The following is a 25,965-nucleotide window of genomic DNA, read 5'->3' on the forward strand; positions in this document are numbered from 1 at the left end:
GCCACGGGCCGCGTCGAGCAGGCCCTCGCCGAAGCCGAGCGGGCCCGCGCCCACGCCGTACAGACCCTGGCCGCCGCCGCGCCCGCCCCCGCCGCGCTGGACGCGGCCCGCCGCAGGCTCACCGGATCCCTGGTCGAACTGCGCGAGGCGGAGGACACCGCTGCCGGCGAATGGTGGCAGCGCGCCCTGCCGCAGGAGGCGGTGCTCGCGGCAGAGCAGGCCGGACACCGTACGCTCGCGGCGACAGCGATACGGCAGGGGATGATCGCCCCGGCCCAGGAGAACGGAGCGGTGTGACCGACGACATCGTCGCCTCGGTGGTACGGCAGTGGCAGGCCGTGAACCCGGAACTCGACACCGGGCCGATGGAGCTCATCGGCCGCATCAACCGCTGCTCCGCCCTGCTCCAGCAGGCCGAGGACGCACCGCTGCGGGGTGCCGGACTGACCCGCGCCGAGTTCGACCTGCTCGGCGCCGTACGACGCACCGACCGTGAACTCACCCCGGGCGAACTGGCCCGGGAGACGTTCTCCTCCGGCGCCGCGGTCACCAAACGGCTCCGGGTGCTGCAGGAACGCGGCCTGATCGCCCGCCGCAGTGACGCCCGGGACCGCCGGGTCGCGCATGTCGGACTCACCGACGAGGGGCGGGAGCTGGTCGACGGACTTCTGCCGCAGCAGCTCGCGTACGAGCGCGCGGTGCTCTCCGGTCTCGACGCGGAGTCCCGCGACCGGCTCAGCGCACAGCTCAGCGAACTGCTGGTCCAGTTGGAGGGCCGGATCGGCGGCGGCCGCCGCTGACGGGCCGCGGTACCCGGGGCCCGCAGCCGGGCCCCGGGACCCCCGGGGCGGTTACCCGGTCGCGCCGAACCGGGCCGCCGACCGGTGCAGTTCCCCGGCGCGGCGCTCCAGCGCGGCCTCGTCGCCGCGGGCGGCCGGTGCGCACGCCACCAGCGCCAGCCGGTCACGCCAGGTGGCACCGGCCAGCGGTACGGCGACCGCGTGCAGGCCCGGCACCGACTCGCCGCGGCCGATCGCGTAGCCCCGGTCACGGACCCGGCCCAGCTCGGCGAGGAGTTCCGGCCGGGACGTGAGCGTCCCGGGGGTGACCGCGTCGAGCTTTTCCCGGGGATACAGGAAGCAGACCTGTTCGGCGGTCATCCGGGACAGCAGCAGCTTGCCGCCCGCCGTGGCGTGCGCGGGACGGGTGCGGCCCCGCTCCAGCATCACCCGTACCGGATGACCGGACTCCCGGCCGTCGGTGACCAGGACCTGATCGCCGATCAGCGCGGCGCTGAGCACGGTCTCACCGGTGCGCCGCGCGGCATCCTCCAGCACCGCGCCCACCTGCTCCCGGACCGGTGCGCCGAATCCGGCCGGGCGGCCCAGCCGCACCAGTTCGGGACCGGCCGAGTAGCCCCGCCCGGACGACTCCCGTGTGGCGAAGCCGCGACCCTCCAGGGTGCTGAGGACCCGGTGGGCGGTGGAGCGGCCGATGGAGAGCAGCCCGGCCGCCTCCGAGACGGTCAGCACGTCATGGGTGAGGAACAGCCGCATCAGCCGCAGGCCGGTGTCGAGCGATTCGATGGTGTAGTCCCGTGCCGGCTCCATCGGATGTCTGTTCCCTTTCGTGTCCCGGATGGGCATCCACCCTTGCGGTGGTCATCAACCCGCTTCTTTCGATCCGCTTCGATCGCATGTGCCCTTGTCCTGCTCCGTGGGACGCGATAACCCGCCCCCGCAGCGGAGTCGCCCGGTGATTCGCCCCGTCACCGTAAGGCTTGCGAGCAGGGCGTTGCCCGTCGAAGGCGGGACCACGGCGCGTCCGTCCCGCACAGCGGGACGGACGCGAGCGGTTGTCGCACACCCGGCCTTTAGTCACTCCACGCGCACGACTGTTTGCGGTGCGTGCGAAAACTCGTGAGTGTATTACCGCTGGAGCGCTCGCGCAGGGGGTTGGGTGAATGCGCCGAAGCACTGTTTCGATCTGACTAAGCTCACGCGCAGTGAAGCCGAGTTGATATGAATTCGAGCGCTTGTTCTCTACTGCCCTGCAAGTGCTGTACCTCCCGATTACCTCCCGAATCAACCGCCAGAGGTTTTAGATGGTTCGTGTTGAATCACCACCGATCGACCGAGAAACACCCGTCGTGCGCGCCGTGTTGCTGCCCGTCGTCGTGATGGCCGGCGCAACCGCCGCCGCCGTGGCGCTGGTTGCCGAGGCCGCGCGGATGCCACTCGTCTGGTACGGCGCCTTCGCCACCGCCGTGGTCGCCGTGCTCACCGCCGAACTCACCCGCCGCTCACGTACGAACCGGCGGCAGCGCGCCCACTACGAGCAGCGCGTCACCGCGCTGGAGCGGCGCATCGCCGGATATGACGAAGAGTCGGTACGGATCAGCAAGGAACTCCTTCCTGCGGCGATCCGCCGGCTGCGCGTGGGCAATTCGCCCGACGAGGTGCTGCGGGACGTCGTCGACAACGACGAGGTCTACCGCCATCTCTCCGACGCCCAGCGCTCGCTCGTCTACACAGTGCTGGACATCATCGACAACGAGGAGGCGACGCGTGACTCCGCGCAGCGCGCCTTCGTCAACGTCGCCCGCCGTGTCCAGGCGATCGTCCACCGGCAGGCCAGTGAGCTGCGGGAGATGGAGGAGCACCACGGACGCAACCCCGACGTCTTCGACGACCTCCTGCGCATCGACCACGGCACCGCGCTGATCGGCCGGCTCGCCGACTCCATCGCCGTGCTCGGCGGCGCCCGCCCCAGCCGCCAGTGGCCCAAGCCCGTACCGCTGTTCAGCGTGCTGCGCGGCGCCATGTCGCGCATCCTGGAGTACCCGCGCGTCGATCTGCACTCGATCGCCAAGGTCGCCATCATCGGCACCGCGGTCGAACCGCTCATCCACGCCTGCGCCGAACTCCTCGACAACGCCACCCGGTACTCGCCGCCGCAGACCCGCGTGCACGTCACCGCCGTCGAGGTCCAGACCGGCATCGCCATCGAGATCGAGGACGGTGGCGTCAGCCTCAGCGAGGAGGCCCGTGCCCGGGCCGAGAACATGCTCGCCAGGGCCCAGGCCGGCTCCAGCATGAACGACCTCGGCGAGTCGCCCCGGCTCGGCATGGCGGTCGTCGGCCGGCTGTCGCGGATGTACGACCTCCAGGTGTCGCTGCGGCAGTCCGCGTACGGCGGTGTCCGCGCCGTGCTCATCGTGCCGCGCTCCATGATCACCACCGGCCCTGCGCCCGGCATCGCCCACGGCATCGGCGCCACGTCGCGGCCCACCAGCGACATCGACCTCGTGGACATGAAGCACGTCGTCCCGGCCCGCAGCTCCCACCGCAAGCCGAGCCCCGTCGCCGCCCGTCCGGCCACCGGACCGGTCGCTCCCGAGCCCCGGCCCGTCACCCCGGCCGTCGCCATGGAGGACGAGGTCCCCGTGGTGACCGAATGGACCTCCGGCGGACTCCCGCAGCGCCGCAGCCGCGGCCGCGCGCCGCTGGGTTCGCACAACCTCCCCGCCCAGTCCACCGACACGGGCGCCGGACGGAGCAACGGCTACGGCAACGGCAACGGCAACGGTCAGGCCAACGGCAAGGAGCCGCCTCCCGGCATCTGGCTGGAGGCGTTCACCAAGGCAGCCAACGGCGTGCCCCGGGAGCCCGGGACAGACGAAGACTCCGACGACGCGTGGGACAAGGGAGACCTGAAGTGATCCAGCAGCGGGGCAACATGGACTGGATGCTCAAAGAACTCGCCGACGACGTCCCGGACATCCACCAGATCGTCGTGCTCTCCGCGGACGGCCTGCGCATCGCCCGGCACGGCGGCGACCCCGACGTCGCCGACCGGCTCGCGGCGGCCTGCGCCGGGCTGCAGAGCCTGGCCGCCGCCGTCGCCTCCGAAATCCCGTACAGCGACGGCAGGATGAGGCTCGTCGTCATCGAGGTGACCGGCGGGTTCTTCTACCTGATGGCCGCGGGAGCCGGCGCGTACCTCGCGGTACTCGCCGGGGAGACGGTCGACGCGGGCCTCGTCGGATCGCGGATGCGCGACATGGTCGTGCGGATCGGCGCCCATCTGACGAGCCCGCCCCGACACGACGGGCAGGCCGGATGAGTTCTTCCCGACGAGAACGCCGCAAGGCCGATCCGGCACTGAGCGATCCGGAACGGCTGTACGTCATCACCGGCGATCCCGACGGCAGCGAGCGGGCAGCGCTCGACCTGGTCACGATGGTGGTCTCGAAGTCGCAGCCGACGCCGACGGTCCAGCCCGAGCAGGCCGTGATCCTGCGGCTCTGTCAGGCGCCGTTATCCGTCGCCGAGATCTCCGCCTACCTCAGCCTGCCCTTCAGCGTGGTGACCTCGCTCCTCACCGAACTCCTCGCCACGGAACTGATCGAATCGCGCGCGCCGATCGTCCGCGCGACCCTCCCGGACAGGTCCCTCCTCGAAGCGGTGATGCATGGACTTCAGAAACTCTGACACGATCACGGGCCCCCGGAGCGAGGACGTCCTCCCCACCACGGCCACCGCCGCGGTGAAGGTCGTGATCGTCGGCGGGTTCGGGGTCGGCAAGACGACCATGGTCGGCTCGGTCAGTGAGATCCGGCCGCTGACCACCGAAGAGACCATGACCCAGGCCGGCGTCGGCGTGGACGACAACTTCGGGGTGGAGAGCAAGACCGCCACCACCGTCGCCATGGACTTCGGCCGGATCAGCATCAGCGAGGAACTGATCCTCTACCTGTTCGGTACCCCGGGCCAGGAGCGTTTCTGGTTCCTGTGGAACGGACTGTTCGAAGGCGCGCTCGGCGCCGTCGTGCTTATCGACACCCGCCGCCTCGAAGTCAGCTTCGACGTCATCGGGCGGCTGGAGGAGCGCGGTGTGCCTTTCGTCGTCGCCGTCAACACCTTCCCCGACGCGCCGAACCACCCCGTCGAGGCGCTGCGCAGCGCCCTGGACCTGCCGGACGAGGTCCCGATGATCGACTGCGACGCCCGGCTGCGCGCCTCCAGCCGCGATGTGCTGATGACCCTGATGCGCTATCTGCACAGACTGGCCGTCCCGCTCGGCTGACGTCGCCCGCACCCGATCCGCGCGCCCCCATCGCGTACCCCATCCGTCCGGCCCTTGGCAGACTGATCCCTGGAGCGATCGTGACATCCCCATTCCACTACGAACCCGGCGAGGCCACGGGGCCGGTTCCGCCCCCCGAGTGCCCGGCCCACGGCCTCGGTATCGGCCCCGGCGGCCTGCGACGCCTCTACGGCCCCGAGGCCGAACAGGACCCGCACGGCCTGTACGACAAGCTGCGCGCCGAACACGGCTCGGTGGCGCCCGTACTGCTGCACGGCGACGTACCCGCCTGGCTGGTCCTCGGGCACAGCGAGAACCTGCACATGACCCGTACGCCCTCGCAGTTCTCCCGGGACTCGCGCCGCTGGCGGGCGTTGCAGGACGGCAGCGTCGCGCCGGACCACCCCTTGGCGCCCATCTTCACCTGGCAGCCGATCTGTGTCTTCGCCGACGGTGCCACCCATGAGCGTCAGCGCGGCGCCGTCACCGACTCCATGGGCCGGATCGACACCCGCGGTGTGCGACGCCACGTCAACCGCTACAGCAACCGGCTCGTCAACGACTTCTGCCGGGAGGGCCGCACCGACCTGGTCACCGCCTTCGCCGAACGGCTGCCCATGATGGTGATGTGCGCCATCCTCGGCATGCCGGAGGAGTACAACGACCGGATGGTGCAGGCCGCCCGCGACATGACCCGGGGCACCGCGACCGCCGTCGAGAGCAACGCCTACGTGCTGGCCGCCCTGAACCGCCTCGTCGAACGCCGCCGCCGCGAACCGGCGGACGACTTCGCCACCTGGCTCGTCGAGCACCCCGCCGACATGAACGACCAGGAGGTGGCCGAGCACCTTCGGCTCATCCTCATCGCGTCCTACGAGGCGACCACCAACCTGATCGCCAACGTGCTCCGCATGGTGCTGACCGATCCGCGCTTCCGGGCCCGGCTCAGCGGCGGGCACATGACCGTCCCCGAGGCGGTCGAGCAGACCCTGTGGGACGAACCCCCCTTCACCGCGGTCTTCGGCCGCTGGGCGGTGGGCGACACGGAGCTGGGCGGCCAGCGCATCAAGGCAGGCGACGCGCTGATCGTGGGCATCGCCCCGGCCAACACCGACCCGGTGGTACGTCCCGACCTCGACGCCAACATGGAGGGCAACCGCGCCCACCTGGCGTTCAGCGGCGGCCCCCACGAGTGCCCGGGCCAGGACATCGGCCGCGCCATCGCGGACGTCGGCGTCGACGCCCTGCTGATGCGCCTGCCCGACCTCGAACTCGCCGTCAACGAGAGCGAACTGCGCTGGGTCGGCAACCTCATGGGCCGCCACCTGGTGGAACTCCCCGCCGAGTTCGCGCCGCGCGCCCCGCAGGACGACCGGGAACCGCCGTCCATGGGCAAGCCGAACCCGGCACGCCAGGACTGGGAGGTGCAGTCCGCGGTGCGGCACGTGGCGCCGACCCCGGTACGCGCCCCCGTCCCGTCGGAACCGGCGGCCGCGGCACCGAGCGCGCGTCCGGCCGGGGCGACCGTCGCCGTCGACGGATCCGTCGAGGGGCGGACCGGCGAGGGCTCCGCGGCGGGGATGATCCCGCAGCAGCGAAGGCCCGCCGCCCCGGCCAGGCTGTGGCGCGTCGTGACCCGCTGGTGGAACGGGCACTGACCGGCGGCGCAGCCGGGCGCGGACGGACGGCCGGCCACCGGCCGGTCGTCCGCGCCTCGTTCCACCACCCCACGTACCATGCGGAAGCGTGAAGCTGACAATTCTGGGCGGCGGCGGATTCCGGGTTCCACTGGTCTACGGGGCGCTGCTCGCCGACCACGCCGAGGGCCGGGTCTCGGCCGTCACCCTCTACGACACGGACGTCGACCGGCTCACCGCCATGGCCCGGGTCCTCACCGAACAGGCCGGCGGAACCCCGGACGCGCCCACCGTCGCCGCCACCACAGAACTGGACGAGGCGCTGCGCGGCGCCGACTTCGTCTTCTCGGCGATCCGGGTCGGCGGCCTCGCCGGCCGGGCCGCCGACGAACGTGTCGCGCTCGACGAGGGCGTCCTCGGCCAGGAGACGGTGGGCGCCGGCGGCATCGCCTACGGACTGCGCACCGTACCGGTCGCCGTCGATCTCGCCCGCCGCATCGCCCGGCTCGCCCCGCAGGCCTGGGTCATCAACTTCACGAACCCCGCGGGCCTGGTCACCGAGGCCATGTCCCACCACCTCGGCGACCGGGTCATCGGGATCTGCGACTCACCCGTCGGCCTCGGCCGCCGCATCGCCCGCGTGCTCGGCGCCGACCCCGACCGGGCGCGGATCGACTACGTCGGCCTCAACCACCTCGGCTGGGTGCGCGGGCTGTACGTCGAGGGCCGCGACGAACTCCCGCGCCTGCTCGCCGACCCGGAGCTGCTCGGCTCCTTCGAGGAGGGCCGGCTCTTCGGCACCGACTGGCTGCGCTCCCTGGGCGCGATCCCGAACGAATACCTGCACTACTACTACTTCAACCGCGAGGCGGTCCGCGCCTATCAGGACGCCGAGCAGACCCGTGGCTCCTTCCTCCGCGAACAGCAGGAGGGGTTCTACGGCCGGATGAAGGACCCGGCCACACCGGCCCTGGCCACCTGGGACCGCACCCGCGCCGAGCGCGAGGCGACGTACATGTCGGAGAACCGGGATGTCGCGGGTGCGGGGGAGCGGGACGAGAGCGATCTGGACTCCGGTGGCTACGAGCAGGTCGCGCTCGCCCTGATGCGGGCCGTCGCCCGCAACGAGCGGACGTCCCTGATCCTCAACGTCCGCAACCGGACCACCCTCGCGGTGCTCGACGCGGACGCGGTGATCGAGGCCCCCTGCCTCGTCGACGCGAACGGCGCCCACCCCGTCGCCGTCGATCCGCTCCCGTACCACGCCGTCGGCCTGGTCACCGCGGTGAAGGCCGTCGAACGCGCGGTGCTCGACGCGGCAGCGAGCGGCTCACGCGCCGACGCGGTCCGCGCCTTCGCACTGCACCCCCTGGTGGACTCGGTCTCGGTGGCTCGCCGGCTGGTCGACGGCTATACGAAGGCGCATCCGGGGCTCTCGTACCTGCGCTGACACATCCGGCCGGGTGGACGCCCGGGCCCGTACGGTCATGACGCCACCCCCGCGGTGAGGTCTGTCAGATCGGCGAGCAGTTCGGACACGGTGACCATGTCCAGCTCACCGAAACTCAGCGCATGGTCGGCGTCGCTCCCGTAGTCACCGGGCCGCTTGTCGAGCCAGACGGTTTCGAGGGTCTGGTCGGGGAACATGTCGACGGCCCCGACCGCGATGCCCGTGTCCAGGGCGACCACCAGGTAGCGGTCGTCGCCGATCCGCTTGGAGATCCAGCGCTCCACCCCCGCGTCCTGCGGCACCCCTCGCTGCCAGCCGCGGCGCTCCAGACCGAGGATCTGGCCCGTCGGCACCTTGAGGCCCTCGAAGCGGGTCAGGCGGTGACTGTCGGCTTCCTCCTCGGTCGGTGCGCACACGGCACGGGCCAGCTGGGGGAACGGCTGCAGGATCCCGCGGGCTGCGAACATCTCCGACCAGGTGGCCAACTCCTCGCCAAGGTGCAGGGGATGGGGCAGCCGCACGGCCGCTTCCCCGGAAAGGGCGAAGGTCTTGTCGCCGGCATCGGCGAACGTGCGGTCCTCCGTCACCCGGAACGTGGTGGTCGCCGCTTCCTCCTCGCTCAGCCACACCAGACGTCGCACCAGGTGCCACAGCAGTGGATGGCCGACGAACAACTCGCCGAACTCCCGCGCCGTCCAGGACCGGCCCGTCACCATCGCGGCCTCCAGCCGGCGCACCTGGTCGGACGCGACCGTCCGCACGTCCTTCTTCAGAGCCGAGAACCGCTTGCGCTCGGCCGGCGCCAGTTCGGCGTCGTCGCGCGCGCCCGGCTTGGGGAGATCCTTGCGGCGCCGGCCGTCGCTGTCCTGAACGTACGGGCGCAACTGCTCGTCGAAGCGCACCGTGAAGGTCCTGGTCCCGTAGTCGACGACCGTGGAACCGTCCGGGGCCAGACCGAAGTCGGGGACCAGCCGGTCGGAGAGTTGCTCTCCCGTGAGCCCGAGACCTGCGGCCACCTCGGCGATCTTCTCCGTGGACCGGACCTTCAGAGCCTTGAACCTCACCCGCTGGGAGATGCCGTGCAGATGCAGCAGAGCGACATCGCTGCCGATCGCCGCCAGCACGTCGAGGCCCTCGACCGCGCGGTGATGGGCGCCCTCGCCGGGCCAGGACCGGATCACCGGTGTCAGCCGGCGCACCGTCTCATCGTCACCCAGCGGGCCCAGGGCGTGCAGCACCCACGACTCCTCGGCGGGAAGGGCGGCGAGCCGCCACTGCTCGAAGAGCGCCCACGCGAACTCGGCCAGCGAGGCGGCGTCCGCCGTCCGCGTGACAGCGCCGAGGCCCGGGTACGGCTCACCGGGCACGGACATCGCCAGCATGGTCAGCACGTGGCGAGCCGACTCGTTCGGCAGGGCGCCGCCCGAGGTGACGGTGATCTGCGGCAGCAGTGCCGGATCCGCCCATTCCGGCACCGCCGGCAGAACGAGGGGCAGCGCCCGCTCCAGCGGATCAGCCGCGAGCAGCTCGGCCACCGTGTCGGCGGCCTGTGAGCCGTACGCCTCGGCGGCACCCCGCACCACGCCATCGCCGTGCAGCGCGGCGATCTGGACCAGGGCCTGCTCGGCGGCGCGGCGCACCCTGCCGGGCTTGCCGACGGCATCGGGTACCAGCAGCGGGGCAGCCCGCACGCCGTGCCGCTCGAACCACGAACGGGCGCTGGCCGCAGTCGACTTGAGCCGCGCGGACCAGTCGGCCATGTGCCGGGCCACCGACGCGTCGACGAAAGGAAGCAGCAGGGGTGCGAGGGAACTCGGCTGCCGGGGCACGACGCGCAGCAGCAGCGGCAGGGCGGTGAGCCCGAAGCGGGCGGCGATCGGCTTCAGCGTGTCCGCACCGTCCCACAGGTCGGTCGGGTCCCAGGCGGCGAGCAGTGGCGTGACCAGGTGCTCGGGCCCGTGGACATAGACCCACGCCGGCCGGAGGTCGTGTGCGTCCAGGCCGTAGCGCAGCGCGGCGGTCTCCTGCTCCCAGTCGCCCTTGGCGTGCCGTTGGGTGTACCAGCTCGTGGTGGCCGTCCACTGCTCCTTTTCGCCGGGCAGCCACTCCACCGCGGGCTCGCTGACGGCTGTCAGCCCCGGCACGACCGTGGGCTTCGTTCCGCTCCGCTGCCGGGTCCATGGCGGAGCCGTCAGCACGGCCGGCAGGGCGTCGACAGGCGCGTCGTCCAGCCGGTTCGCCGGGTTGAGGAGCGGCTCGACGATCTCCGTCAGGTCGTCGGCGAGGGTCGGCAGGACCTGCTCCACCAAAGCGCGGTGGGCGGCGACGTGCCCGACCAGCAACTGACGCGTGGTGCTCTGTCCCGTACCGCCGGGAGCGCGGAGATCCGCGGTGAGCATGCGCAGCGCACGGACCGGATAGCGGCGCATCGCCTCCAGGAGGGCCGGGCGGACATGCTTGGTGTCCGCGTGGCCGAGCAGGAGGAGGAACGCCTCGTCGGCCGGGACCTCCGCGAGGGCGTAGGCGACCTGCTTCACGCGTTTCGCGGGGGAGTGGGCGCGGCGCAGTTCCTCACCGAGGAGCGGGGCGACGGCGACGCCGATTCCCTCGGCCGCCGTCGCGATCAGGGCGGTGCTGTGGCCGATGACGGGCTTGTGGGCGAAGGCCAGGGCCTGGTCGGCGGAGTTGAGAGAGCAGTGCACCAGGGTGAGGACGGCGTTGTCCTGTTGGGCGGTGACTGCGGGATCCGTACAGAGCCCGGCGACCCAGTCGGTCTCGCTCGGTGCCAGATAGGCCGTGACGATCTTCCGGTAGGTGTCGGCACGGCACCGGGCGAGCGCCTCGACCGTGGCCCGGTAGGTCTCCGTGTCCGCCGCGGCGAGCAGCGACCGCACCCGGTCGGCGGCCGGACGCCATGACTCCGTCCAGTAGGGCTGGGGGGTGCGGGTGCGTGATTCCAGCCAGGGGTCGTAGCGCTTGGATCCGCTCTGCATCCAGTGCGCCTCGGTCAGGAACAGCTCCACCACGGCACGGGCCGCGAACGGGAGTCCGCCCAGCCGTACCCAGCTGTCGGCCCAGGAACCGGCGTGCGGCGAGACGAGGCCGACGATGGCGGCCACGGCCGCCGCGCCCGCCGGTGAATGACTGCCGGCCAGGTGTAGCCGCGTCAGGTCCACGAGCTTCGCGTCACTGCCCGGTGCGTCCAGGAACTCCTGGATCCACGCCTTTTCCTCGGCCGTCCGGGCCTCGACGGCGTCCAGGTTCCGCTGCTGGGCCCGGGTGGGGGTGCGGACCACTCCACCGCGCCGGGGATTGAGCGAGCGCTGCCAGGCGGCCGGCAGCACGAACGTGTCCTCGTCGGGCAGCACCGCGGGATCACGGTCCACACCACCCGCTCCGTCCGCCCCATCCGCTCCGGTAACACGGAACTTCGGCGCACTGCCCTCGACGTACTCCGAGCGACGCACAGGTCCGCCCCCCTTCCCACCCGTTCGACCCGTGTTGCCCCGGGCTCTTCGATCAGTGGTCCCACAGTAGGACCGACCACTGACAACACAGCGTGACCGGTGGCAGGATCGGGCGGAGCGCAGGTCGGCCGCTGCGCGCGAGGTCCACCCCGCGCACGGCACGGGCGAACGGCGCCCCGGCGACCAGAGGATCAGGCGACCGCTTCGGCTTCCGCGAGATCCGGTTCGGAGCGGGTGCGGACCGGACGACCGTCCGCGTCGCGGCTGCGAGCCGGGGCGTGACCGGTGTGCTCCAGGTACGTCTGGGGAGCCCGAAGGGCCGGATCGTGGGGGTGTTGCCGGTCCGGTCCACCGGTGGCGCGGACGCCTGGCGGGAGCAGTCGGCGAAGCTGCCGCACCCCGTCACCGGTTCGCACGACGCTCATGCCGTGGCGGCCGGCGGCGAGAGGACGGCAGCCGTCGGCCGGCTGACCTTCCGTAAGCGAGCACACGGTTGGGGGCGGGGGCGTCGTCCCATGCCCGGGCCCCCAACCGCACGGAAACGCGCTCACGGAGCGGAGACGACGCTCGGCCCGCCCGTGGGCGCCCATGAAGGCGTCACACCCATCACCTGGCAGACCATGAGGAACAGCGGAATGGGCGGGGTGTACGGCGTGCGGCTGTCGGGCTGGTGGATCAGCCGGGGCCGTACGGCGGGAACGTACGCCCCGCGCGCGTAGGCGGCCTGCGCCGGCCAGTCCAGATCGAGGTCGGAGCCGGACGGCACGATCCACCACCAGCGGTCCGCGTCCGCGAAGACGCAGCCCGTACGCGGAAGATGGGACATCAGGCGGAAGCCGTAGCGCGCGGGCACGCCCACCGCGTCACAGCCCAGGCTCGCCGAGAGCGCGGCCGGCAGCGGCAGTTGCACCAGGCCGACGCCGGCGGCGCAGCCGGGTTCACGGGAGCGCCGGGATCCGAGCAGATGGGACATGGCGTTCTTCAGCATGAGTGCTCCGAGCTGTGCGGCAGTTCCGCCCAGACGATGCGGCCCGAGCCGTTCCCGGCGTCGCGGGACCCCCAGGCGCTGCACATCGCGTCGACGAGCAGCAGGCCGCGTCCGTGCTCGTCGTCGGCTCCGGCGCCCAGACGTGGCCCGCCGGGCTGGTGTCCTTGGTCCTGCACGGCTATGCGCAGCCGGGTCTCGAGGCAGCGCAACTCGCACACGACGCGCGCGCTGGCGGTGTGCACCACCGCGTTGGTGACCAGCTCGGACACGATGAGGACCGCCGCGTCGTGGGCGTCGTCGTCGAGCCGCCACTCGTCCAGGCGGGCCCGCGTCAGCCGCCGGGCACCGGCGACCGACTCGGGCTGCGCGGGCAGCGCGAAGCAGTATCTGAGCGCTTCCGTCCCGGGGCTGAGGTCCATGAGCCGGGGGATGAGCGCACTGCCAGGTGCCACGACCGAATCCTCACAGTGGGGGCTGTGTCACGCTTCGCGATCTTCCTGAAAGAGGGCGGGCATGACGAGTGAACTGGTTCACACCAACTCTCCCCCTGTCGCGAACACTTGGCAAGAGGCACTCTGAAAAATTCAGAGTGGCAGTGTTCTTGGTGGCACGCGCATGGCACACTGCTGCCAAACAGCGCATGGGGAGGTCTGAAGTGAGCGAACCGCGGTCCGCCCCGACCGTGGGTCAGGTCGTTCTCGGCAAGCGTCTGCAGGATCTGCGGGAGCGTGTCGGCCTGAGCCGGGACCAGGCAGCCAAGGTGCTCCGCGTCGCTCCGGCGACGATCCGCAGGATGGAGACCGCCGAGGTCGCTCTCAAAATTCCCTACGTGCAGTCGCTCCTGAGGGCCTACGGGATCGCCGAGGAGGAGACCGACGCCTTCGTCGACCTCACCGAGGAGGCCAACAAGCCGGGCTGGTGGCAGCGCTTCCACGACGTGCTGCCCGACTGGTTCAGCATGTACGTCAGCCTGGAGGGCGCCGCCAGCCTCCTGCGCATGTACGAGCCGCACTTCGTCCCCGGACTCCTGCAGACCGAGGACTACGCGCGCTCGGTGATGCGCACCGGAGCCATCGGCCAGACCAGGCCCGAAGACATCGAACGCCATGTGGCGCTGCGGATGGAGCGGCAGTCCCTGCTGACCCGGCCGGACGCACCGAGGCTTTGGGTGGTCATGGACGAGACGGTGCTGCGCCGCCCGGTGGGCAGCCCCGAGGCCATGCGCGCCCAGACCGACCGGCTGCTGGAAGCGACCGAGCTGCCCAACGTGACCCTCCAGATCGCCGAGTTCTCGACCGGCCATCACCCGGGCACCTACGGGCCGTTCGTCCTGTTCCGGTTCGCCGTACCCGAACTGCCCGACATGGTCTACAGCGAATACCTGACCGGGGCCGTCTACTTCGACGCGCGCCCCGAGGTGGCCTCCTACCTCGAGGTCATGGACCGCATGGCGGCCCAGGCCGCGACTGCACAACGCACGAAGGAAATCCTCCGGGACTTCCGCAAGGAGCTGTGATGACACCCATATACAACGGCATGCCGGCCGCCGATCTCGGCTCCGAGGGCTGGTACAAGCCGTGGAGCGGTGGCAACGGCGGCAACTGCGTCGAGGCGATGAAGCTCTCCGACGGAAGAATCGCCATGCGTCAGTCCGCCGACCCCGACGGCCCGGCCCTCATCTACTCCCACCGTGAGATCGCCGCTTTCATACAGGGCGCCAAGGCAGGTCAGGCAGACTTCCTCCTGACCTGACCTGACCTGACCCGACCCCATCGCGCGGGCGGTTCCCGGTCGCCGCGCACCGACCTCGTTTCTCTGTTCGCCGACGCACGGATCCAAGGAGCGCGCTATGACCGGGCACGAGCCCCCCGTCGAGATCGACACCAGCAAGCCGCATCCCGCACGGATGTACGACTGGTTCCTCGGCGGCAAGGACAACTATCCGATCGACGAGCAGATGGCCCGGCAGCTCCTCGCCGTGGACGCGCGCGGCCGTGACATGGCCCGCGTCAACCGGGCGTTCATGCACCGGGCCACCCGCTGGCTGGCGGAGAACGGCATCCGGCAGTTCCTCGACATCGGTGCCGGCATACCGACCGAACCCAACCTCCACCAGATCGCCCAGCAGACCGCGCCGGACGCGCGGATCGTCTACTGCGACAACGACCCGATCGTCCTGGCCCACGCGGCGGCCCTGCTGCGCTCCACCCCGGAAGGCGCCACCGAGTACATCCAGGCCGACGCCCGCAAGCCCGAGGTCATCCTGGAAGCGGCCGGCAAGGTCCTCGACTTCGACCGGCCGATCGCCCTGTCCCTGCTGGCGCTGCTGCACTTCCTGGACGACGAGGACGGCGCCGCGGAACTGGTGGACCGTCTGGTCGACCAACTGGCCCCCGGCAGCTACCTCATCCTCTCGCAGACCACCGGCGACTTCGATCCGGAGGGCGCGGCCGAGGCGGCCGCCATGTACAAGGCCCGAGGCATGACGCTGCGCCCGCGCAGCCGCGCCGAACTCACCGCCTTCTTCCACGGTCTCGAACTCGTCGACCCGGGCGTCTCGCTCTCCGCCGACTGGCACCCGGAGCTCGGCGAGGTCATCGACGTCCCGGGCGACGAACCGATCCCGGGGTACGCGGGCGTGGCCCGCAAGGGCTGAGCGGTGACGGGAAGCGCGGTGAGGACATCAATCGCCTCACCGCCCGGCTTCCCTACAGCTGTACGCCGTCACGCAGTACCTGTTGCGCCACTGTCTGCCGGGGCACGTGCAGCTCCTCCCGGATGCGGGCCAGACCCGACCCGTCGAGCGTGATCGCCGCAGGCCACTGCGGGGCCCGGACCAGTCGTTCGATGCGCAGGGCGCAGGAACCGCTGCCGGCGGAGCCGGGCCCGGCACTCGGTGCGTCCGGTCCGGAGGGCTGGGGCATGTCCTGCGCGCGCAGACGGGCCGCGTGCGCGTCGAGCATGTCCCAGAGATCCTCCTGCGGGGCCACGGAGGTGTGAGCCCTGACGATGGTGTGCTTCTCGATGGCCAGCCGGTGCATCTCGACGCTGACGGCACGTGCGAGGCGCCTGTCACGCAGTGCGGCGAGAGCGGCCTGCGAGGAAGCGGCACGGGCCGACGCGTCGTCCGCCTCGAACAGCGCACGCCGGGCGGCAGGTTCCGTGAGCCACAGCAGCAGGCGGGCCGTCGCGGCCAGGGCCGTCCTGGGAATCCACAGCAGCCACTCACTCTTCCGCGACCGTGCGTCGAAGCGTCGCGTTCCGTCAGCCACAGCGGCGGCGCCCAGGGCGACGGGGTTGATGCGCGGCGGCGTGGCGGAGGGCTCGCCTTCCTGCACGGCCCGCGACCCGGCTGTCAGGGACCTGAGGGCCGAGCCGACGAACGCGCCGTCCCGGACGTTGCGGGGAGCGCCCCCGCCCAGCGCCTGAGCCACGGCGGCAACACGCTGCTGAGGCGGGTAGGAGGCCCAGAGCGGGAGGCCCAGGACGAGGCAGCGTCCGCGGCGAAGGCCGTAGTGGAGGACGCTCACCGAGAAGTCCGCAGTCAACTGGACCGCGTCGACGCGTCGGACTCCGGCGAGGTCCGCCGTGCGGTGCAACAGGGCGAACAGGGCCGGTGCATCGGCTTCCCGCACGGTCGGCGCGTCAGGATCCAGCCGCCCGGGCCGCGGACGCATCGGAAAGGCCATGCCCAGCAGCAACACGCCGATCCACGGCTGGAAGAACGTGCGAAAACCGAGAACGGTCAACCGCAGGCCGGTGAGGAACAGCCCGGCTGTGACGAGATGGACAGCTCCGGCCACGGCGTACGCGGCTGCTGTCGCGAACCTGGCACTCGTAGTGCCGGCTGATCGGCTGTGACGGTCGGATTCCACGATGCCCCCCGGCGGTGAACGGCTGATGCCGCTCGAACACGCATCGATCTGATCAACATCGCGCAGGAAAGACAAGTGTTCTGAGCTCGTTCTGAGGGTGCGACCGGCGACGCCCGCCGCCCGGTCCGGTGCCGCCGCAGGTCACAATGGACCCATGTCCCGACGCACCGCACGCCCCAGGCGGCCCTCTGCCGCTCCCGTCTCCCCGGTCACGGCCGCCTCGCCGTGCCCGTGCGGGCTGCCCGCCACCTACGCGGAGTGCTGCGGGCGGTTCCACGCCGGGGCGGCGGCGCCGACGTGCGAGGCGCTGATGCGCTCGCGGTACGCCGCCTTCGTGGTCCGAGATGTCGCGTACCTGCTGCGCACCTGGCACCCGGACCACCGGCCGGCCGTCCTGGACCTCGATCCCGGACAGCGCTGGCAGGGCCTGGAGATCCTGGAGACGACGGAGGGCAGCGCCTTCCACACCACGGGCACGGTCACCTTCCAGGCGCACTTCACGGCCGGCGGCCACCGCGATTCGCTCCACGAGAAGAGCCGCTTCGTCCGGTACGAGGGCGCCTGGGTCTACGAGACCGCCGTCTTCGCCGACTGAACCCTCACGCGCGGGCCGGGACGAAAGCGGCAGGCGCCCGGTAGTCAGTCGAACACCGACACCCGCTGCCGGTGCAGGGCCGGCCGCTCGTACCCGTCGATCAGGGCCACGGCCAGATCCGCCTACGAGAGACGGGCCGACGGCGACTCGGGCACACGGTCCCCGCCGATCCGGTAGCGGCCCGACCGGATCCCGTCCGCCTCCCGCAGCGCAGGCGGCGTCAGCATCAGCCGGTCGACGGCGCCGCCCCGTGTGCGCAGCCGGTCTAGGCCGGCGGTATGCGCCGGGATCCCGCGCGGGTCGGACCGGCGCTCCCTCCGGGGTCGTACGCGGGTCAGACCGGCGCGCCCGCCGGGGCCGCCGGAGAGAGCTCCTGCGTCAGATCCTCCGCCAGCAGCCGCTTGGCGATCACGTCGACCGCGGCGCGCAGCCGGGCGTCGTCCGCCTGCTCCTGCTGGTCGCCCAGCTGCTCGGTGAGCCAGTGGGACCAGGCGTCGTTGATGGTCCTGGCCTCCCGGCTGCCCGCCTCGGTGTGCGTGAACAGATGGCCGTCCCCGGTGAGATAGCCCTCCTCGATCATCCGGTCGAAGACGGGTACCAGGACCTCCGGCGGGATCCGGTGCCGGGCCGCGATCAGCCGGAGCCCCGCGTGACCGACCATCCGGGTGAACAGCTCGACCTGCATGACCGCCCAGGCCCCCGCCATGTCGAGCCGGGTGTCGGACGAGGCCACGATCCGCCGGGCCGTGTCCGGGTCCACCCGCCGCAGGACCTTGGCCACCGAGAACTCCAGCAGCCGGGCCGAGTCCCCGGCGCTCGGCGACGCGAACCCGTCGCCCATGTCGGTCGAGGAGGCCCGTGCCGTGTCCCGCAGCTTCACCTCCTTCAGGAACAGCGCCACGACGAACCCGAGCACCGCGACCGGAACCGTCCACAGGAACACCGTGTGCAGGGTGTCGGCGTACGCCTGGGCGAGAGGTGCCGACTGGGCGTCGGGGAGGGAGTGCAGCCCTTCCGGGCTCTGCGAGGCCTTCGCCACCACCGCCGGATCTCCGCCCGCCCGCACCGCCGCCGCGACCCCGTCCTTGAGGTTCGGGCCGAGCGAGTTGGCGTAGATGGTTCCGAACACCGCCGTACCGAAGGAGCTGCCGAGCGTACGGAAGAACGTCACGCCCGATGTCGCCGTACCCAGGTCCGCGTAGTCGACGGTGTTCTGCACCGCGATCGTCAGCACCTGCATGCACAGCCCGATGCCGAGCCCCAGCACCAGCATGTACAGCGACTCCAGCCACACCCCGCTGTCCGGCCCCATCCGGGAGAGCAGGAACAGTCCGACCGCCATGACGAGCGAACCCACGATGGGGAAGATCCGGTACCGGCCGGTCTTGCTGACCACGTTGCCGCTGAAGATCGAGGCGGCCAGCAGACCCACGACCATCGGCAGCGTCCGGACCCCCGACAGCGTCGCCGAGTCCCCGTCCACGTACTGCAGATAGGTCGGCAGATAGATCATCGCGCCGAGCATCGCGAAGCCCACGATGAAGCTGAGGATCGAGCAGACCGTGAAGACCGGGTTGTTGAACAGCCGCATCGGCAGCATCGGTTCCTTCGCCCGGAACTCGACGAAGCAGAACGCGGCGAGGGCGGCCAGGCCGAGGGCGAACAGGCCGATGATGACGGGGGAGCCCCAGGCGTACTCGTTGCCGCCCCAGCTCGTCGCCAGGATCAGCGAGCTCGCACCGACCGTGACCATCGTGATGCCCAGGTAGTCGATGACCGGCCGCCCCGCCGCCTTCACGGACGGGATGGTGCGGGCCGCCGCGATGACCACCACGATCGCGATCGGGACGTTGACGTAGAACGCCCAGCGCCAGGTCAGATGGTCGGTGAAGAGCCCGCCCAGCAGTGGCCCGATGACGGTGGAGACGCCGAAGACGGCACCGATCGCACCCTGGTACTTGCCGCGGTCGCGCAGCGGGATCACATCGGCGATCAGCGCCATCGACGTGACCATCAGACCGCCCGCACCGATGCCCTGGAGGCCGCGCCACACGATCAGCAGGGTCATGTTGGTCGCGAGACCGCAGAGGAACGAACCGGTGATGAAGATGATCGCCGAGAGCTGGAAGACGATCTTCCGGCCGAACAGGTCGCCGAACTTGCCGACCAGCACCGTCGCCACGGTCTCCGCCAGGAGGTACGCGGTCACCACCCACGACATATGGGCGGCGCCGCCCAGGTCCGAGACGATCGTGGGCAGCGCCGTGCCCACGATCGTCTGGTCCAGGGCCGCCAGCAGAATGCCCAGCACGATCGTCGCGAAGACGATGTTCCGGCGGCGCGGATCGAGCAGGGGCGGTGCGCCGGCGGCCTGCGCGGCGGGGGCGGTCTCGCTGGCAGTGGTCACCTTCGCACCCTCACACCGCCCCCTGTCACCCGCATGCGGGGGACGGCCGGACGTGTCAGCCCAGCAGGTCCGTCAGTGACGTCTTCATACGCGCGACGAACGCCTCCCGCACCGGTTCACCCACCCGGTCCAGCGAGAGATACGGATTGAGGTCCTCCAGCTCGACGAGCAGCAGCTCGCCCCCGGCGGTCCGGCACGCGTCGACCCGCTGGATGCCGTGGTCGAGGGTGTTCCAGGCGATGAACGCGCGCGCGAACGCCAGGTCCGCCGCACTCGCCCCGTACGGCTCCAGCACCCACCGCTGCTCCGGGTGCGGTGCGTTCAGCGCGTACTGGAAGTCGTGGTCGACGAAGTAGAAGGACACCTCGTAGCGGAAGTCGATCCGAGGCTGGACCAGCTGCGTGCCGTCCGCCCCGGGCGGCAGTTCAGGGGTACGCACGAACTGCAGCCCGACCGAGTCCGCGCCCAGCTTCGGCTTGATGACATAGCCCTCCGCCTCGGGCAGCAGCCCCAGATCCGCCGCCCGGTCCACCGTCGGGATCACCGGATACCCCGCCCGGCTCAGATCGACCAGGTACTGCTTGCCCGCCATGTCGCCACGGCCGGTCAGCGGGTTGTAGACCCGCGTACCCAGCTCCCGGGCCCGCGCGCAGAACGCGTCGTAGGCCTCCTGGTAGTGCAGCACCGGGCCGCTGTTGCGCACGACGACGGCGTCGAAGCCCTCCAGCAGTGCGGCGGCGTCGCGGGGGTGACAGAGAGCGATGTCGAAGTCCTCGCGCAGCCGCGACGTCAGGTGGATGTCCTCGTCGCAGTAGTGGCGTCCGCGGGCCTCGTAGGCGAGATCGGTGACGAAGAGAACGGACGGGCGCGGGCCGGCGGGCATGGTTCCCCCAGGGGGTGTCAGGTCGGACGGTGGCTCAATAACCTTGGCAGCGTTGCCCGTCAACGACCCTGGAGCGTCATGACGTCTGCCCCACAAGAGTCACTCGCCTCGCAAGCACCACCCGTTCCCGACATTCTCTCGCCCGCCTTCGCCGCCGATCCCTACGGGGCCTACCGGATCATGCGTGAGAGCCACCCGCTGATCCTGCACGAGCCCACGAACAGTTACGTCGTCTCCCGGTACGAGGACGTCGAGCGGGTCTTCAAGGACAAGGCCGGGGAGTTCACCACCGACAACTACGACTGGCAGATCGAGCCCGTCCACGGCAGGACCATCCTCCAGCTCAGCGGCCGCGAGCACTCCGTACGCAGGGCCCTGGTCGCCCCGGCCTTCCGGGGCACGGACCTCCAGGAGAAATTCCTCCCGGTCATCGAGCGCAACGCGCGCGAACTGATCGACACCTTCCGGCACACCGGTGAGGCCGACCTCGTCGACGCGTTCGCGACCCGCTTCCCCGTCCTCGTCATCGCCGACATGCTCGGCCTGGACAAGGCCGATCACGACCGCTTCCACGGCTGGTACACCACCGTCATCGCCTTCCTCGGCAACCTCGCGGGCGACCCGGAGGTGGCGGCGGCGGGCGACCGGACCCGGCAGGAGTTCGCCGAGTACATGATCCCGGTCATCCAGGACCGGCGGGAGTCACCCGGCGACGACCTGCTGTCCGCGCTCTGCGCGGCAGAGGTCGACGGTGTCCGGATGAGCGACGAGGACATCAAGGCGTTCTGCAGCCTGCTGCTCGCCGCCGGTGGCGAGACCACGGACAAGGCCATCGCCTCGATCTTCGCCAACCTGCTCACCCACCCCGAGCAGCTCGCCGCCGTACGGGAGGACCGCAGCCTCATCGACCGGGCCTTCGCCGAGACGCTGCGGCTCACCCCGCCGGTGCACATGATCATGCGACAGACGGCCACGGACGTGGAGCTCGGCGGCGGCCGGGTGCCCGCGGGCTCGACCGTCACCTGTCTGATCGGCTCGGCCAACCGGGACGCGGCCCGGTACCGCGACCCGGACCGCTTCGACATCTTCCGCACCGACCTGACCAGCACCACCGCGTTCTCCGCGGCCGCCGACCATCTGGCGTTCGCCCTCGGCCGGCACTTCTGCGTGGGCGCGCTGCTGGCCAGGGCCGAGGTGCGGACCGGGGTGAACATGCTGCTCGACGCGATGCCCGACGTACGGCTCGCGGACGGGTTCACCCCGTCCGAGCAGGGCGTCTTCACACGGGGCCCGGCCTCGCTGCCGGTGCGGTTCACCCCGGTCGCCGGGTCCTGACCTCACGTCGGTGTCCGGTCGCCGGTCGGGTGACCTCGCATCGGTGTCCGGTAGCCGTTCCATGAACCCGTGTCAGCGGATGTGGCGTCCCGAGATCGCGCGCGCGATGACCAGGCGCTGGATCTCGCTGGTCCCCTCGAAGATCGTGTAGATCTTGGCGTCGCGGTACATCCGCTCCACCGGATGCTCGCGGCTGTACCCGGCGCCCCCGAGGATCTGGACCGCCTTCTCCGTCGCGGAGACGGCGAGTTCACCCGCGCGCAGCTTGGACATGGAGCCCTGGCCCGCGTCGAAGGTCCGGTCGTTGCGGGCCATCCAGGCGGCCTGCCAGATCAGCAGCCGTACGGACTCGATCTCCGTACGGATGTCGGCCAGCGCGAACGCGATCGACTGGTTCTCGATGATGGGCCGGCCGAACGCCTCGCGTTGTCCGGCATACTCCAGCGCGTACTCGTACGCCGCGCGTGCGATGCCCAGCGCCTGGGCGCCGACGGTCGGTCGGCTGACCTCGAAGGTCGCCATCGCCGCCTGGCCCTTGGCGTTGCCGCCCTCGCGGGCACGGGCCAGCCGTGCGTCCAGCTTCTCCTTGCCCCCGAGCAGACAGTGTCCGGGCACGCGGACGTCGTCGAGGAAGACGTCCGCCGTGTGCGAGGCGCGCAGGCCCAGCTTCTTGATGGTGCGGCTCGCCTCCAGACCCTTCGTGGCGGGCGGCACGATGAACGCCGCCTGTCCGCGGGCCCCGAGCGAGGGGTCGACCGAGGCGACGACGACATGGATCTCGGCGATCCCGCCGTTGGTGATCCACGCCTTCTGGCCGGAGAGCACCCACTCGTCCTTGGCCTCGTCGTAACGCGCCTTCGTGGCCATGGCGGAGACGTCGGAGCCGGCCTGCGGTTCGGAGACGCAGAACGCCGCCACCTTCGGGTCGTCCTCGTCGCCGTAGCACTGGGGCACCCACTCGGCGAGCTGGTCGGGGGTACCCGAGGCGAAGATGCCGGCGACGGCGAGGGAGGTGCCGAAGAGTGCCATGCCGATTCCGGCGTCGCCCCAGAACAGTTCCTCGTTGGCTATCTGGAGGGAGAGGCCCGAGGGGTCGCCGTACATGTCGGCGAGGGACTCGAATCCGTACAGACCGATCCGGGCCGCTTCCTGGATGACGGGCCAGGGCGTCTCCTCGCGGGCGTCCCATTCGGCGGCCGCGGGGCGCACCACCTGGGCGGCGAAGCCGTGCACCCAGTTGCGCAGGTCCTGCTGCTCCTCGGTCAGGGCGAGGGAGAAGTAGCTCATCGGCCTCAGGCCTTCGGGATGTCGAAGTAGCGGGTGAGGCCCGAGGCGAGGCCGACGTCGCCGGCCACCTTCAGCTTGCGCATCATGAACATCGTCACGGGATTGCCGTTGCCGGAGACCAGCTTGAGGAACTCCGCGTCGGCCATCACCAGCGTCGTGCGCGGCTCGGCGTCGGAGCGGCCCTCGCTGATGGTGCAGGCGCCGTCCGCGATCGCGGTCTCGTAGACCGTGTCGGTGTCACCGGTGATCTTCCAGCGGATCAGCGCCTTCAGCCGGCCGGCCGCCTCCGGGCGGAACTGCTGCTTCATCCGGCCGAAGACCTCGCCGAGCACCCGGGCGCGCAGCTCGCCGTGCATGACCTCGCCGAGCTGCTTGGCGGACAGGCCCTTCACGATCCGTGCGAACTCCTGAGGGGAGACGGCCGCGAAGTCGAGTGCGGTCAGTTCGTCGGTGAGGTTGCCGCTGCTGTTGTCGGCCACGCCAGTTCCTTACTCCAGAGTCAACTTACTTCCGAGTAAGGTAAGCGCGTGACGCCGCCTCCGCAAGACGGAGGTGCTGGGGGGAGTCACCAGGAGCTGCCGGGGCGCACTGCCAGCCGGGGGTGGTGGGCGGCGAGCACCTTGTTGGCGCGGGCCAGCTCGGAGAGGGCCTGCTCCCGGTCGGCCTGGTCCTCGATGTCGAGCCGCGGGCCGCGGAAGCTGCGGACCTCGCGCGCGGCGCACTCGGCGTCGAACTCCGCCTCCAGGATGTGCGCCGGGATGCAGGAGCCGATCAGCGCCGCGATGCGGTCCGGGATCGGTACGGGGACGAGCAGGTGTGAGGCGGTCATGGGGGTTCCCTCTCGAATGGTGGCCAGGAGGTCGGGCGTTGCGCCGCCGGGTGGGCGGACGACTCCTCCATATGTACGGGACGCAGTTCCGGGTTTCTCGTTGAGAACGTCTCCGTGTGGCAACCGTTCGCGACTGACCGGCTATTTCCGCTTACCCATAAGTAAGTTGACCCGCTGTGCCGTACCGGCCCCGGCCCGCACGGCCCGAGGTCTGCTCAGCGGGGGATGTTCTCGCTGCGTGACCGCAGCTGGAGCGCGCGCAGCACCGCCTCCGTGGAGAACCGGCTTTCAGGATCGGTGAGTTGTTCGCCGAATATCGTCTCCAGGTTGCGCATGCGGTAGCGCACGGTCTGCGGGTGCACTTCGAGCAGGGCGCCCATGTGTGCGGCTGTGCCCCGGGTGTCGAGCCAGATGCGCAAGGTCTCGATCAGCCGGTCCCGCCGGGTGGCGGTGATGCCCGAGATCGGGGCGAGCTCCCGCTGGGCGAGTTGGTCGAGCAGTGCGGGGTCGGACAGCAGCCAGAGCGTGACCAGGTGGTTCTCGCAGAGCGCGAGTGGCGCGTCGTCGATGACCCCGCTGTCGATGAGTTCCAGTACCCGCCGGGCCCAGCGGATGGAGTCGGAGGCCTGCGCCGTGGGAACGGTGGGGCCGATCGCGACCCGGGTGCCGATCAGTGCCCGCTCGAGCATCTGTCTGCGTGCCTCGTCGAGCGGTCCCGGTATCAGCAGGTGTGGTTGCGGGCTGCTGAGGTCGACCAGCATGTCGCGGTCCGCGTCGACGCGGTCGAGCCCGGCGGGGGCTCGCGCGGCGACCAGGGTGACCTGTTCGGGCAAGGGCCAGCCGGTCTGTTCGCACAGCTCGGCGATGGCGGTGCGCGGGACCGGCCGCCCGGCGAGGATGAGATGGAGCAGGCGCCTGCGCGTGGCCTCGCTCTGCTCGCCCGACTGGGACTGGACCTCGAGGAAGCCTTCCCGCGACAGCGATTCCAGTTCGTCGACATAGGCGAAGAGCGCGTCGGCGAAGCTGAGCATGAGAGCGGGCGAGAAGCTGTAGCTCCGGCCGACCTTCTTCGCGCGGCGCAGCGCCACCCGGGCGCCGAGGCGGTAGGCCCCCTGAAGCGCCTCCATGCTCCGGCCCTCGTAGGCCTCGAACCGGCCGAAGCGCCGGCACATGTCGTCGCGCAGGCTGGTGGACGTGGAGGGCTCCGCGACCAGGTCGACGAAGGAGGCGAGGCTCTGCTCCACGCCGACCCGTAACGCCTGTCCGTTGGGGCCGTCGAGCAGACGCGCGTACACCGGATACGCCCGGGTCACCTCGACGCCTATTTCCTTGATGAGACTGGGAAGTTCGGGCCGCATGATTGCGGCGAACTCCTGCGGGAGAGGGCCCAGCGGATCGTCGGCGTCGGACGGATGAATGCGGTGCGGCATGACTTTCCCCTTGCTCTCCGGCGCCCGGTGGGGGTGAGGCAGTGGGGGAAAGCGCTCCCACGAACCGACAGGTGCGTACCAAGTTCGCGATGAAGATAGACCAAGTCGGGCATCGTGCACACCACTTGAACAAGATCGAAGTGCAGGGGCCACACATCCTGACCGCGTTGTGGTACTTCCGTGCAGGTGGGGCGCGAATACTCACTTCAAGACAATGTTTTCCGGCCGCTTACTCCTCTCGCGACAATTAAGTAACCCTGGGTAATGGGGAAATTGGGCGGGCTCGGCCCGATTCGTCGCCGAGTGCTCCGGGAGTCGGGAATCCGCATGCCTCCGGAGGGTTTCCGGGGAGGGGGTGCGGCAGGTGTCCTGTACCGTTCGCAACCGCCGTGTGCTCGGGGATTTCCGGCGTCCTGGCATGGGGGCTCGCGCGCCGGGAGAGTTTTCGGAGGCGCACATTCCGATATTCGCGCCCGGCCGGCCACCGGTACGCCGGCCTTACTGTCCGTCACGGACCGGGCTGGGTGGCCCGGAGACGTCGCGGGTCCCGGCGGCCTCCCCCCAAGCTGTCGGCCTCTCGCGGATCTCGTGCTGCCGTGCGGGTGGCACCCGTGTGCGGGGCCCGCGCACATTCGGTACGGGGCCGGCTCCGCCTCGCTTGACCAGTGATGCGCGAGCCCCTGGCCGCACGAAA

General features: G+C 70.8%; 23 protein-coding genes and 2 pseudogenes. 14 read left to right on the forward strand and 11 right to left on the reverse strand.

What is annotated here, in order from left to right:
• Both JGS39_RS41570 and JGS39_RS03070 read left to right on the forward strand, forming a co-directional pair.
• Positions 1-297: pseudogene (locus JGS39_RS41570) on the forward strand (FUSC family protein); the annotation flags it as partial.
• Complete coding sequence (locus tag JGS39_RS03070; protein ID WP_219567111.1) at positions 294-800, forward strand: MarR family winged helix-turn-helix transcriptional regulator; 507 nt, start codon at positions 294-296, stop codon at positions 798-800. The pseudogene JGS39_RS41570 and the gene JGS39_RS03070, both read left to right, overlap by 4 nt.
• A gap of 51 nt (positions 801-851) precedes the next feature.
• Here JGS39_RS03070 and JGS39_RS03075 read toward each other — a convergent pair whose 3' ends face one another.
• On the reverse strand, positions 852-1,610 hold the full coding sequence (locus tag JGS39_RS03075; RefSeq protein ID WP_219567112.1) for an IclR family transcriptional regulator: 759 nt from the start codon (positions 1,608-1,610) through the stop codon (positions 852-854).
• 494 nt (positions 1,611-2,104) lie between these two features.
• On the opposite strand from JGS39_RS03075, the gene JGS39_RS03080 reads away from it, so the two are divergent.
• The 6 genes from JGS39_RS03080 (at position 2,105) to JGS39_RS03105 (ending at position 8,175) form a co-directional block, all read left to right on the forward strand.
• Positions 2,105-3,721, forward strand: a complete 1,617-nt coding sequence (locus tag JGS39_RS03080; protein ID WP_219567113.1) for a sensor histidine kinase — start codon at positions 2,105-2,107, stop codon at positions 3,719-3,721.
• Positions 3,718-4,125, forward strand: a complete 408-nt coding sequence (locus tag JGS39_RS03085) for a roadblock/LC7 domain-containing protein (protein WP_024494673.1) — start codon at positions 3,718-3,720, stop codon at positions 4,123-4,125. Before JGS39_RS03080 ends, JGS39_RS03085 begins: the two co-directional genes overlap by 4 nt.
• Positions 4,122-4,493 carry a DUF742 domain-containing protein gene (locus tag JGS39_RS03090; protein ID WP_136324766.1) on the forward strand — a complete coding sequence of 124 codons (372 nt, stop codon included), beginning with the start codon at positions 4,122-4,124 and terminating at the stop codon, positions 4,491-4,493. Before JGS39_RS03085 ends, JGS39_RS03090 begins: the two co-directional genes overlap by 4 nt.
• Positions 4,474-5,088, forward strand: coding sequence for a GTP-binding protein (locus JGS39_RS03095; RefSeq protein ID WP_219567114.1), 615 nt, complete (start codon positions 4,474-4,476; stop codon positions 5,086-5,088). Before JGS39_RS03090 ends, JGS39_RS03095 begins: the two co-directional genes overlap by 20 nt.
• An 80-nt stretch (positions 5,089-5,168) precedes the next feature.
• Positions 5,169-6,746, forward strand: a complete 1,578-nt coding sequence (locus tag JGS39_RS03100; RefSeq protein ID WP_219567115.1) for a cytochrome P450 — start codon at positions 5,169-5,171, stop codon at positions 6,744-6,746.
• An 88-nt stretch (positions 6,747-6,834) separates the two neighbouring features.
• Positions 6,835-8,175: a 6-phospho-beta-glucosidase gene (locus JGS39_RS03105; RefSeq protein WP_219567116.1), complete on the forward strand. Its 1,341-nt coding sequence runs from the start codon at positions 6,835-6,837 to the stop codon at positions 8,173-8,175.
• A gap of 35 nt (positions 8,176-8,210) precedes the next feature.
• Here the strand turns inward: JGS39_RS03105 and JGS39_RS03110 are convergent, their stop codons facing one another.
• Positions 8,211-11,561, reverse strand: coding sequence for a DUF4132 domain-containing protein (locus JGS39_RS03110; protein WP_219567117.1), 3,351 nt, complete (start codon positions 11,559-11,561; stop codon positions 8,211-8,213).
• A gap of 173 nt (positions 11,562-11,734) precedes the next feature.
• Here JGS39_RS03110 and JGS39_RS41810 point away from each other — a divergent pair.
• A pseudogene (locus tag JGS39_RS41810) lies at positions 11,735-12,109 on the forward strand (carbohydrate-binding protein); the annotation flags it as partial.
• An 80-nt stretch (positions 12,110-12,189) separates the two neighbouring features.
• Here the strand turns inward: JGS39_RS41810 and JGS39_RS03115 are convergent.
• Positions 12,190-12,630 carry a hypothetical protein gene (locus JGS39_RS03115; RefSeq protein ID WP_219567118.1) on the reverse strand — a complete coding sequence of 147 codons (441 nt, stop codon included), beginning with the start codon at positions 12,628-12,630 and terminating at the stop codon, positions 12,190-12,192.
• Positions 12,624-13,082: an ATP-binding protein gene (locus JGS39_RS03120; protein WP_219567119.1), complete on the reverse strand. Its 459-nt coding sequence runs from the start codon at positions 13,080-13,082 to the stop codon at positions 12,624-12,626. The genes JGS39_RS03115 and JGS39_RS03120 overlap by 7 nt, the downstream gene beginning before the upstream one ends.
• Before the next feature lie 203 nt (positions 13,083-13,285).
• Between JGS39_RS03120 and JGS39_RS03125 the strand changes: the two genes are divergently transcribed.
• From JGS39_RS03125 to JGS39_RS03135, 3 genes are all read left to right on the forward strand, one after another.
• Entirely contained in the window at positions 13,286-14,146 is an 861-nt protein-coding gene (locus JGS39_RS03125; RefSeq protein WP_219567120.1) for a Sco1979 family transcriptional regulator, read from the forward strand.
• A complete protein-coding gene (locus JGS39_RS03130) occupies positions 14,146-14,382 on the forward strand; it encodes a DUF397 domain-containing protein (protein ID WP_219567121.1) in 237 nt (78 codons plus the stop codon). The genes JGS39_RS03125 and JGS39_RS03130 overlap by 1 nt, the downstream gene beginning before the upstream one ends.
• A 97-nt stretch (positions 14,383-14,479) precedes the next feature.
• The gene (locus JGS39_RS03135) at positions 14,480-15,286 is read left to right on the forward strand and encodes an SAM-dependent methyltransferase (protein WP_219567122.1); all 807 of its coding nucleotides are present in this window, start codon (positions 14,480-14,482) and stop codon (positions 15,284-15,286) included.
• A 52-nt stretch (positions 15,287-15,338) separates the two neighbouring features.
• Here the strand turns inward: JGS39_RS03135 and JGS39_RS03140 are convergent, their stop codons facing one another.
• Positions 15,339-16,433 carry a M48 family metallopeptidase gene (locus JGS39_RS03140; protein WP_219567123.1) on the reverse strand — a complete coding sequence of 365 codons (1,095 nt, stop codon included), beginning with the start codon at positions 16,431-16,433 and terminating at the stop codon, positions 15,339-15,341.
• A 226-nt stretch (positions 16,434-16,659) separates the two neighbouring features.
• On the opposite strand from JGS39_RS03140, the gene JGS39_RS03145 reads away from it, so the two are divergent.
• On the forward strand, positions 16,660-17,100 hold the full coding sequence (locus JGS39_RS03145; RefSeq protein ID WP_219567124.1) for a YchJ family protein: 441 nt from the start codon (positions 16,660-16,662) through the stop codon (positions 17,098-17,100).
• A 334-nt stretch (positions 17,101-17,434) separates the two neighbouring features.
• On the opposite strand, the gene JGS39_RS03150 is transcribed toward JGS39_RS03145, so the two are convergent.
• Together JGS39_RS03150 and JGS39_RS03155 are read right to left on the reverse strand one after the other, a co-directional pair.
• Complete coding sequence (locus tag JGS39_RS03150; protein WP_219567125.1) at positions 17,435-19,507, reverse strand: MDR family MFS transporter; 2,073 nt, start codon at positions 19,505-19,507, stop codon at positions 17,435-17,437.
• A gap of 55 nt (positions 19,508-19,562) precedes the next feature.
• Positions 19,563-20,390, reverse strand: coding sequence for an ATP-grasp domain-containing protein (locus tag JGS39_RS03155; protein WP_219567126.1), 828 nt, complete (start codon positions 20,388-20,390; stop codon positions 19,563-19,565).
• 78 nt (positions 20,391-20,468) lie between these two features.
• On the opposite strand from JGS39_RS03155, the gene JGS39_RS03160 reads away from it, so the two are divergent.
• The gene (locus JGS39_RS03160; RefSeq protein ID WP_219567127.1) at positions 20,469-21,725 is read left to right on the forward strand and encodes a cytochrome P450; all 1,257 of its coding nucleotides are present in this window, start codon (positions 20,469-20,471) and stop codon (positions 21,723-21,725) included.
• A 72-nt stretch (positions 21,726-21,797) separates the two neighbouring features.
• Here JGS39_RS03160 and JGS39_RS03165 read toward each other — a convergent pair whose 3' ends face one another.
• The 4 genes from JGS39_RS03165 to JGS39_RS03180 form a co-directional block, all read right to left on the reverse strand.
• Complete coding sequence (locus JGS39_RS03165) at positions 21,798-23,012, reverse strand: acyl-CoA dehydrogenase family protein (protein ID WP_219567128.1); 1,215 nt, start codon at positions 23,010-23,012, stop codon at positions 21,798-21,800.
• A 5-nt stretch (positions 23,013-23,017) separates the two neighbouring features.
• On the reverse strand, positions 23,018-23,491 hold the full coding sequence (locus tag JGS39_RS03170; protein ID WP_219567129.1) for an SCP2 sterol-binding domain-containing protein: 474 nt from the start codon (positions 23,489-23,491) through the stop codon (positions 23,018-23,020).
• 86 nt (positions 23,492-23,577) lie between these two features.
• Positions 23,578-23,841, reverse strand: coding sequence for a hypothetical protein (locus tag JGS39_RS03175; protein WP_219567130.1), 264 nt, complete (start codon positions 23,839-23,841; stop codon positions 23,578-23,580).
• Between the two features lie 215 nt (positions 23,842-24,056).
• Entirely contained in the window at positions 24,057-25,271 is a 1,215-nt protein-coding gene (locus JGS39_RS03180; RefSeq protein ID WP_219567131.1) for a PucR family transcriptional regulator, read from the reverse strand.
• Between the last annotated feature and the right edge of the window lie 694 nt (positions 25,272-25,965).

Source organism: Streptomyces poriferorum (assembly GCF_019399235.1).
Classification (GTDB): domain Bacteria; phylum Actinomycetota; class Actinomycetes; order Streptomycetales; family Streptomycetaceae; genus Streptomyces; species Streptomyces poriferorum.

Coding starts and splice junctions, on each gene's coding strand:
- JGS39_RS03115 (WP_219567118.1), bottom strand. CDS start 12,630: ATGCTGAAGAACGCCATGTCCCATCTGCTCGGATCCCGGCGCTCCCGT.
- JGS39_RS03160 (WP_219567127.1), top strand. CDS start 20,469: ATGACGTCTGCCCCACAAGAGTCACTCGCCTCGCAAGCACCACCCGTT.
- JGS39_RS03090 (WP_136324766.1), top strand. CDS start 4,122: ATGAGTTCTTCCCGACGAGAACGCCGCAAGGCCGATCCGGCACTGAGC.
- JGS39_RS03080 (WP_219567113.1), top strand. CDS start 2,105: ATGGTTCGTGTTGAATCACCACCGATCGACCGAGAAACACCCGTCGTG.
- JGS39_RS03155 (WP_219567126.1), bottom strand. CDS start 20,390: ATGCCCGCCGGCCCGCGCCCGTCCGTTCTCTTCGTCACCGATCTCGCC.
- JGS39_RS03180 (WP_219567131.1), bottom strand. CDS start 25,271: ATGCCGCACCGCATTCATCCGTCCGACGCCGACGATCCGCTGGGCCCT.
- JGS39_RS03175 (WP_219567130.1), bottom strand. CDS start 23,841: ATGACCGCCTCACACCTGCTCGTCCCCGTACCGATCCCGGACCGCATC.
- JGS39_RS03135 (WP_219567122.1), top strand. CDS start 14,480: ATGACCGGGCACGAGCCCCCCGTCGAGATCGACACCAGCAAGCCGCAT.
- JGS39_RS03145 (WP_219567124.1), top strand. CDS start 16,660: ATGTCCCGACGCACCGCACGCCCCAGGCGGCCCTCTGCCGCTCCCGTC.
- JGS39_RS03130 (WP_219567121.1), top strand. CDS start 14,146: ATGACACCCATATACAACGGCATGCCGGCCGCCGATCTCGGCTCCGAG.
- JGS39_RS03075 (WP_219567112.1), bottom strand. CDS start 1,610: ATGGAGCCGGCACGGGACTACACCATCGAATCGCTCGACACCGGCCTG.
- JGS39_RS03095 (WP_219567114.1), top strand. CDS start 4,474: ATGGACTTCAGAAACTCTGACACGATCACGGGCCCCCGGAGCGAGGAC.
- JGS39_RS03165 (WP_219567128.1), bottom strand. CDS start 23,012: ATGAGCTACTTCTCCCTCGCCCTGACCGAGGAGCAGCAGGACCTGCGC.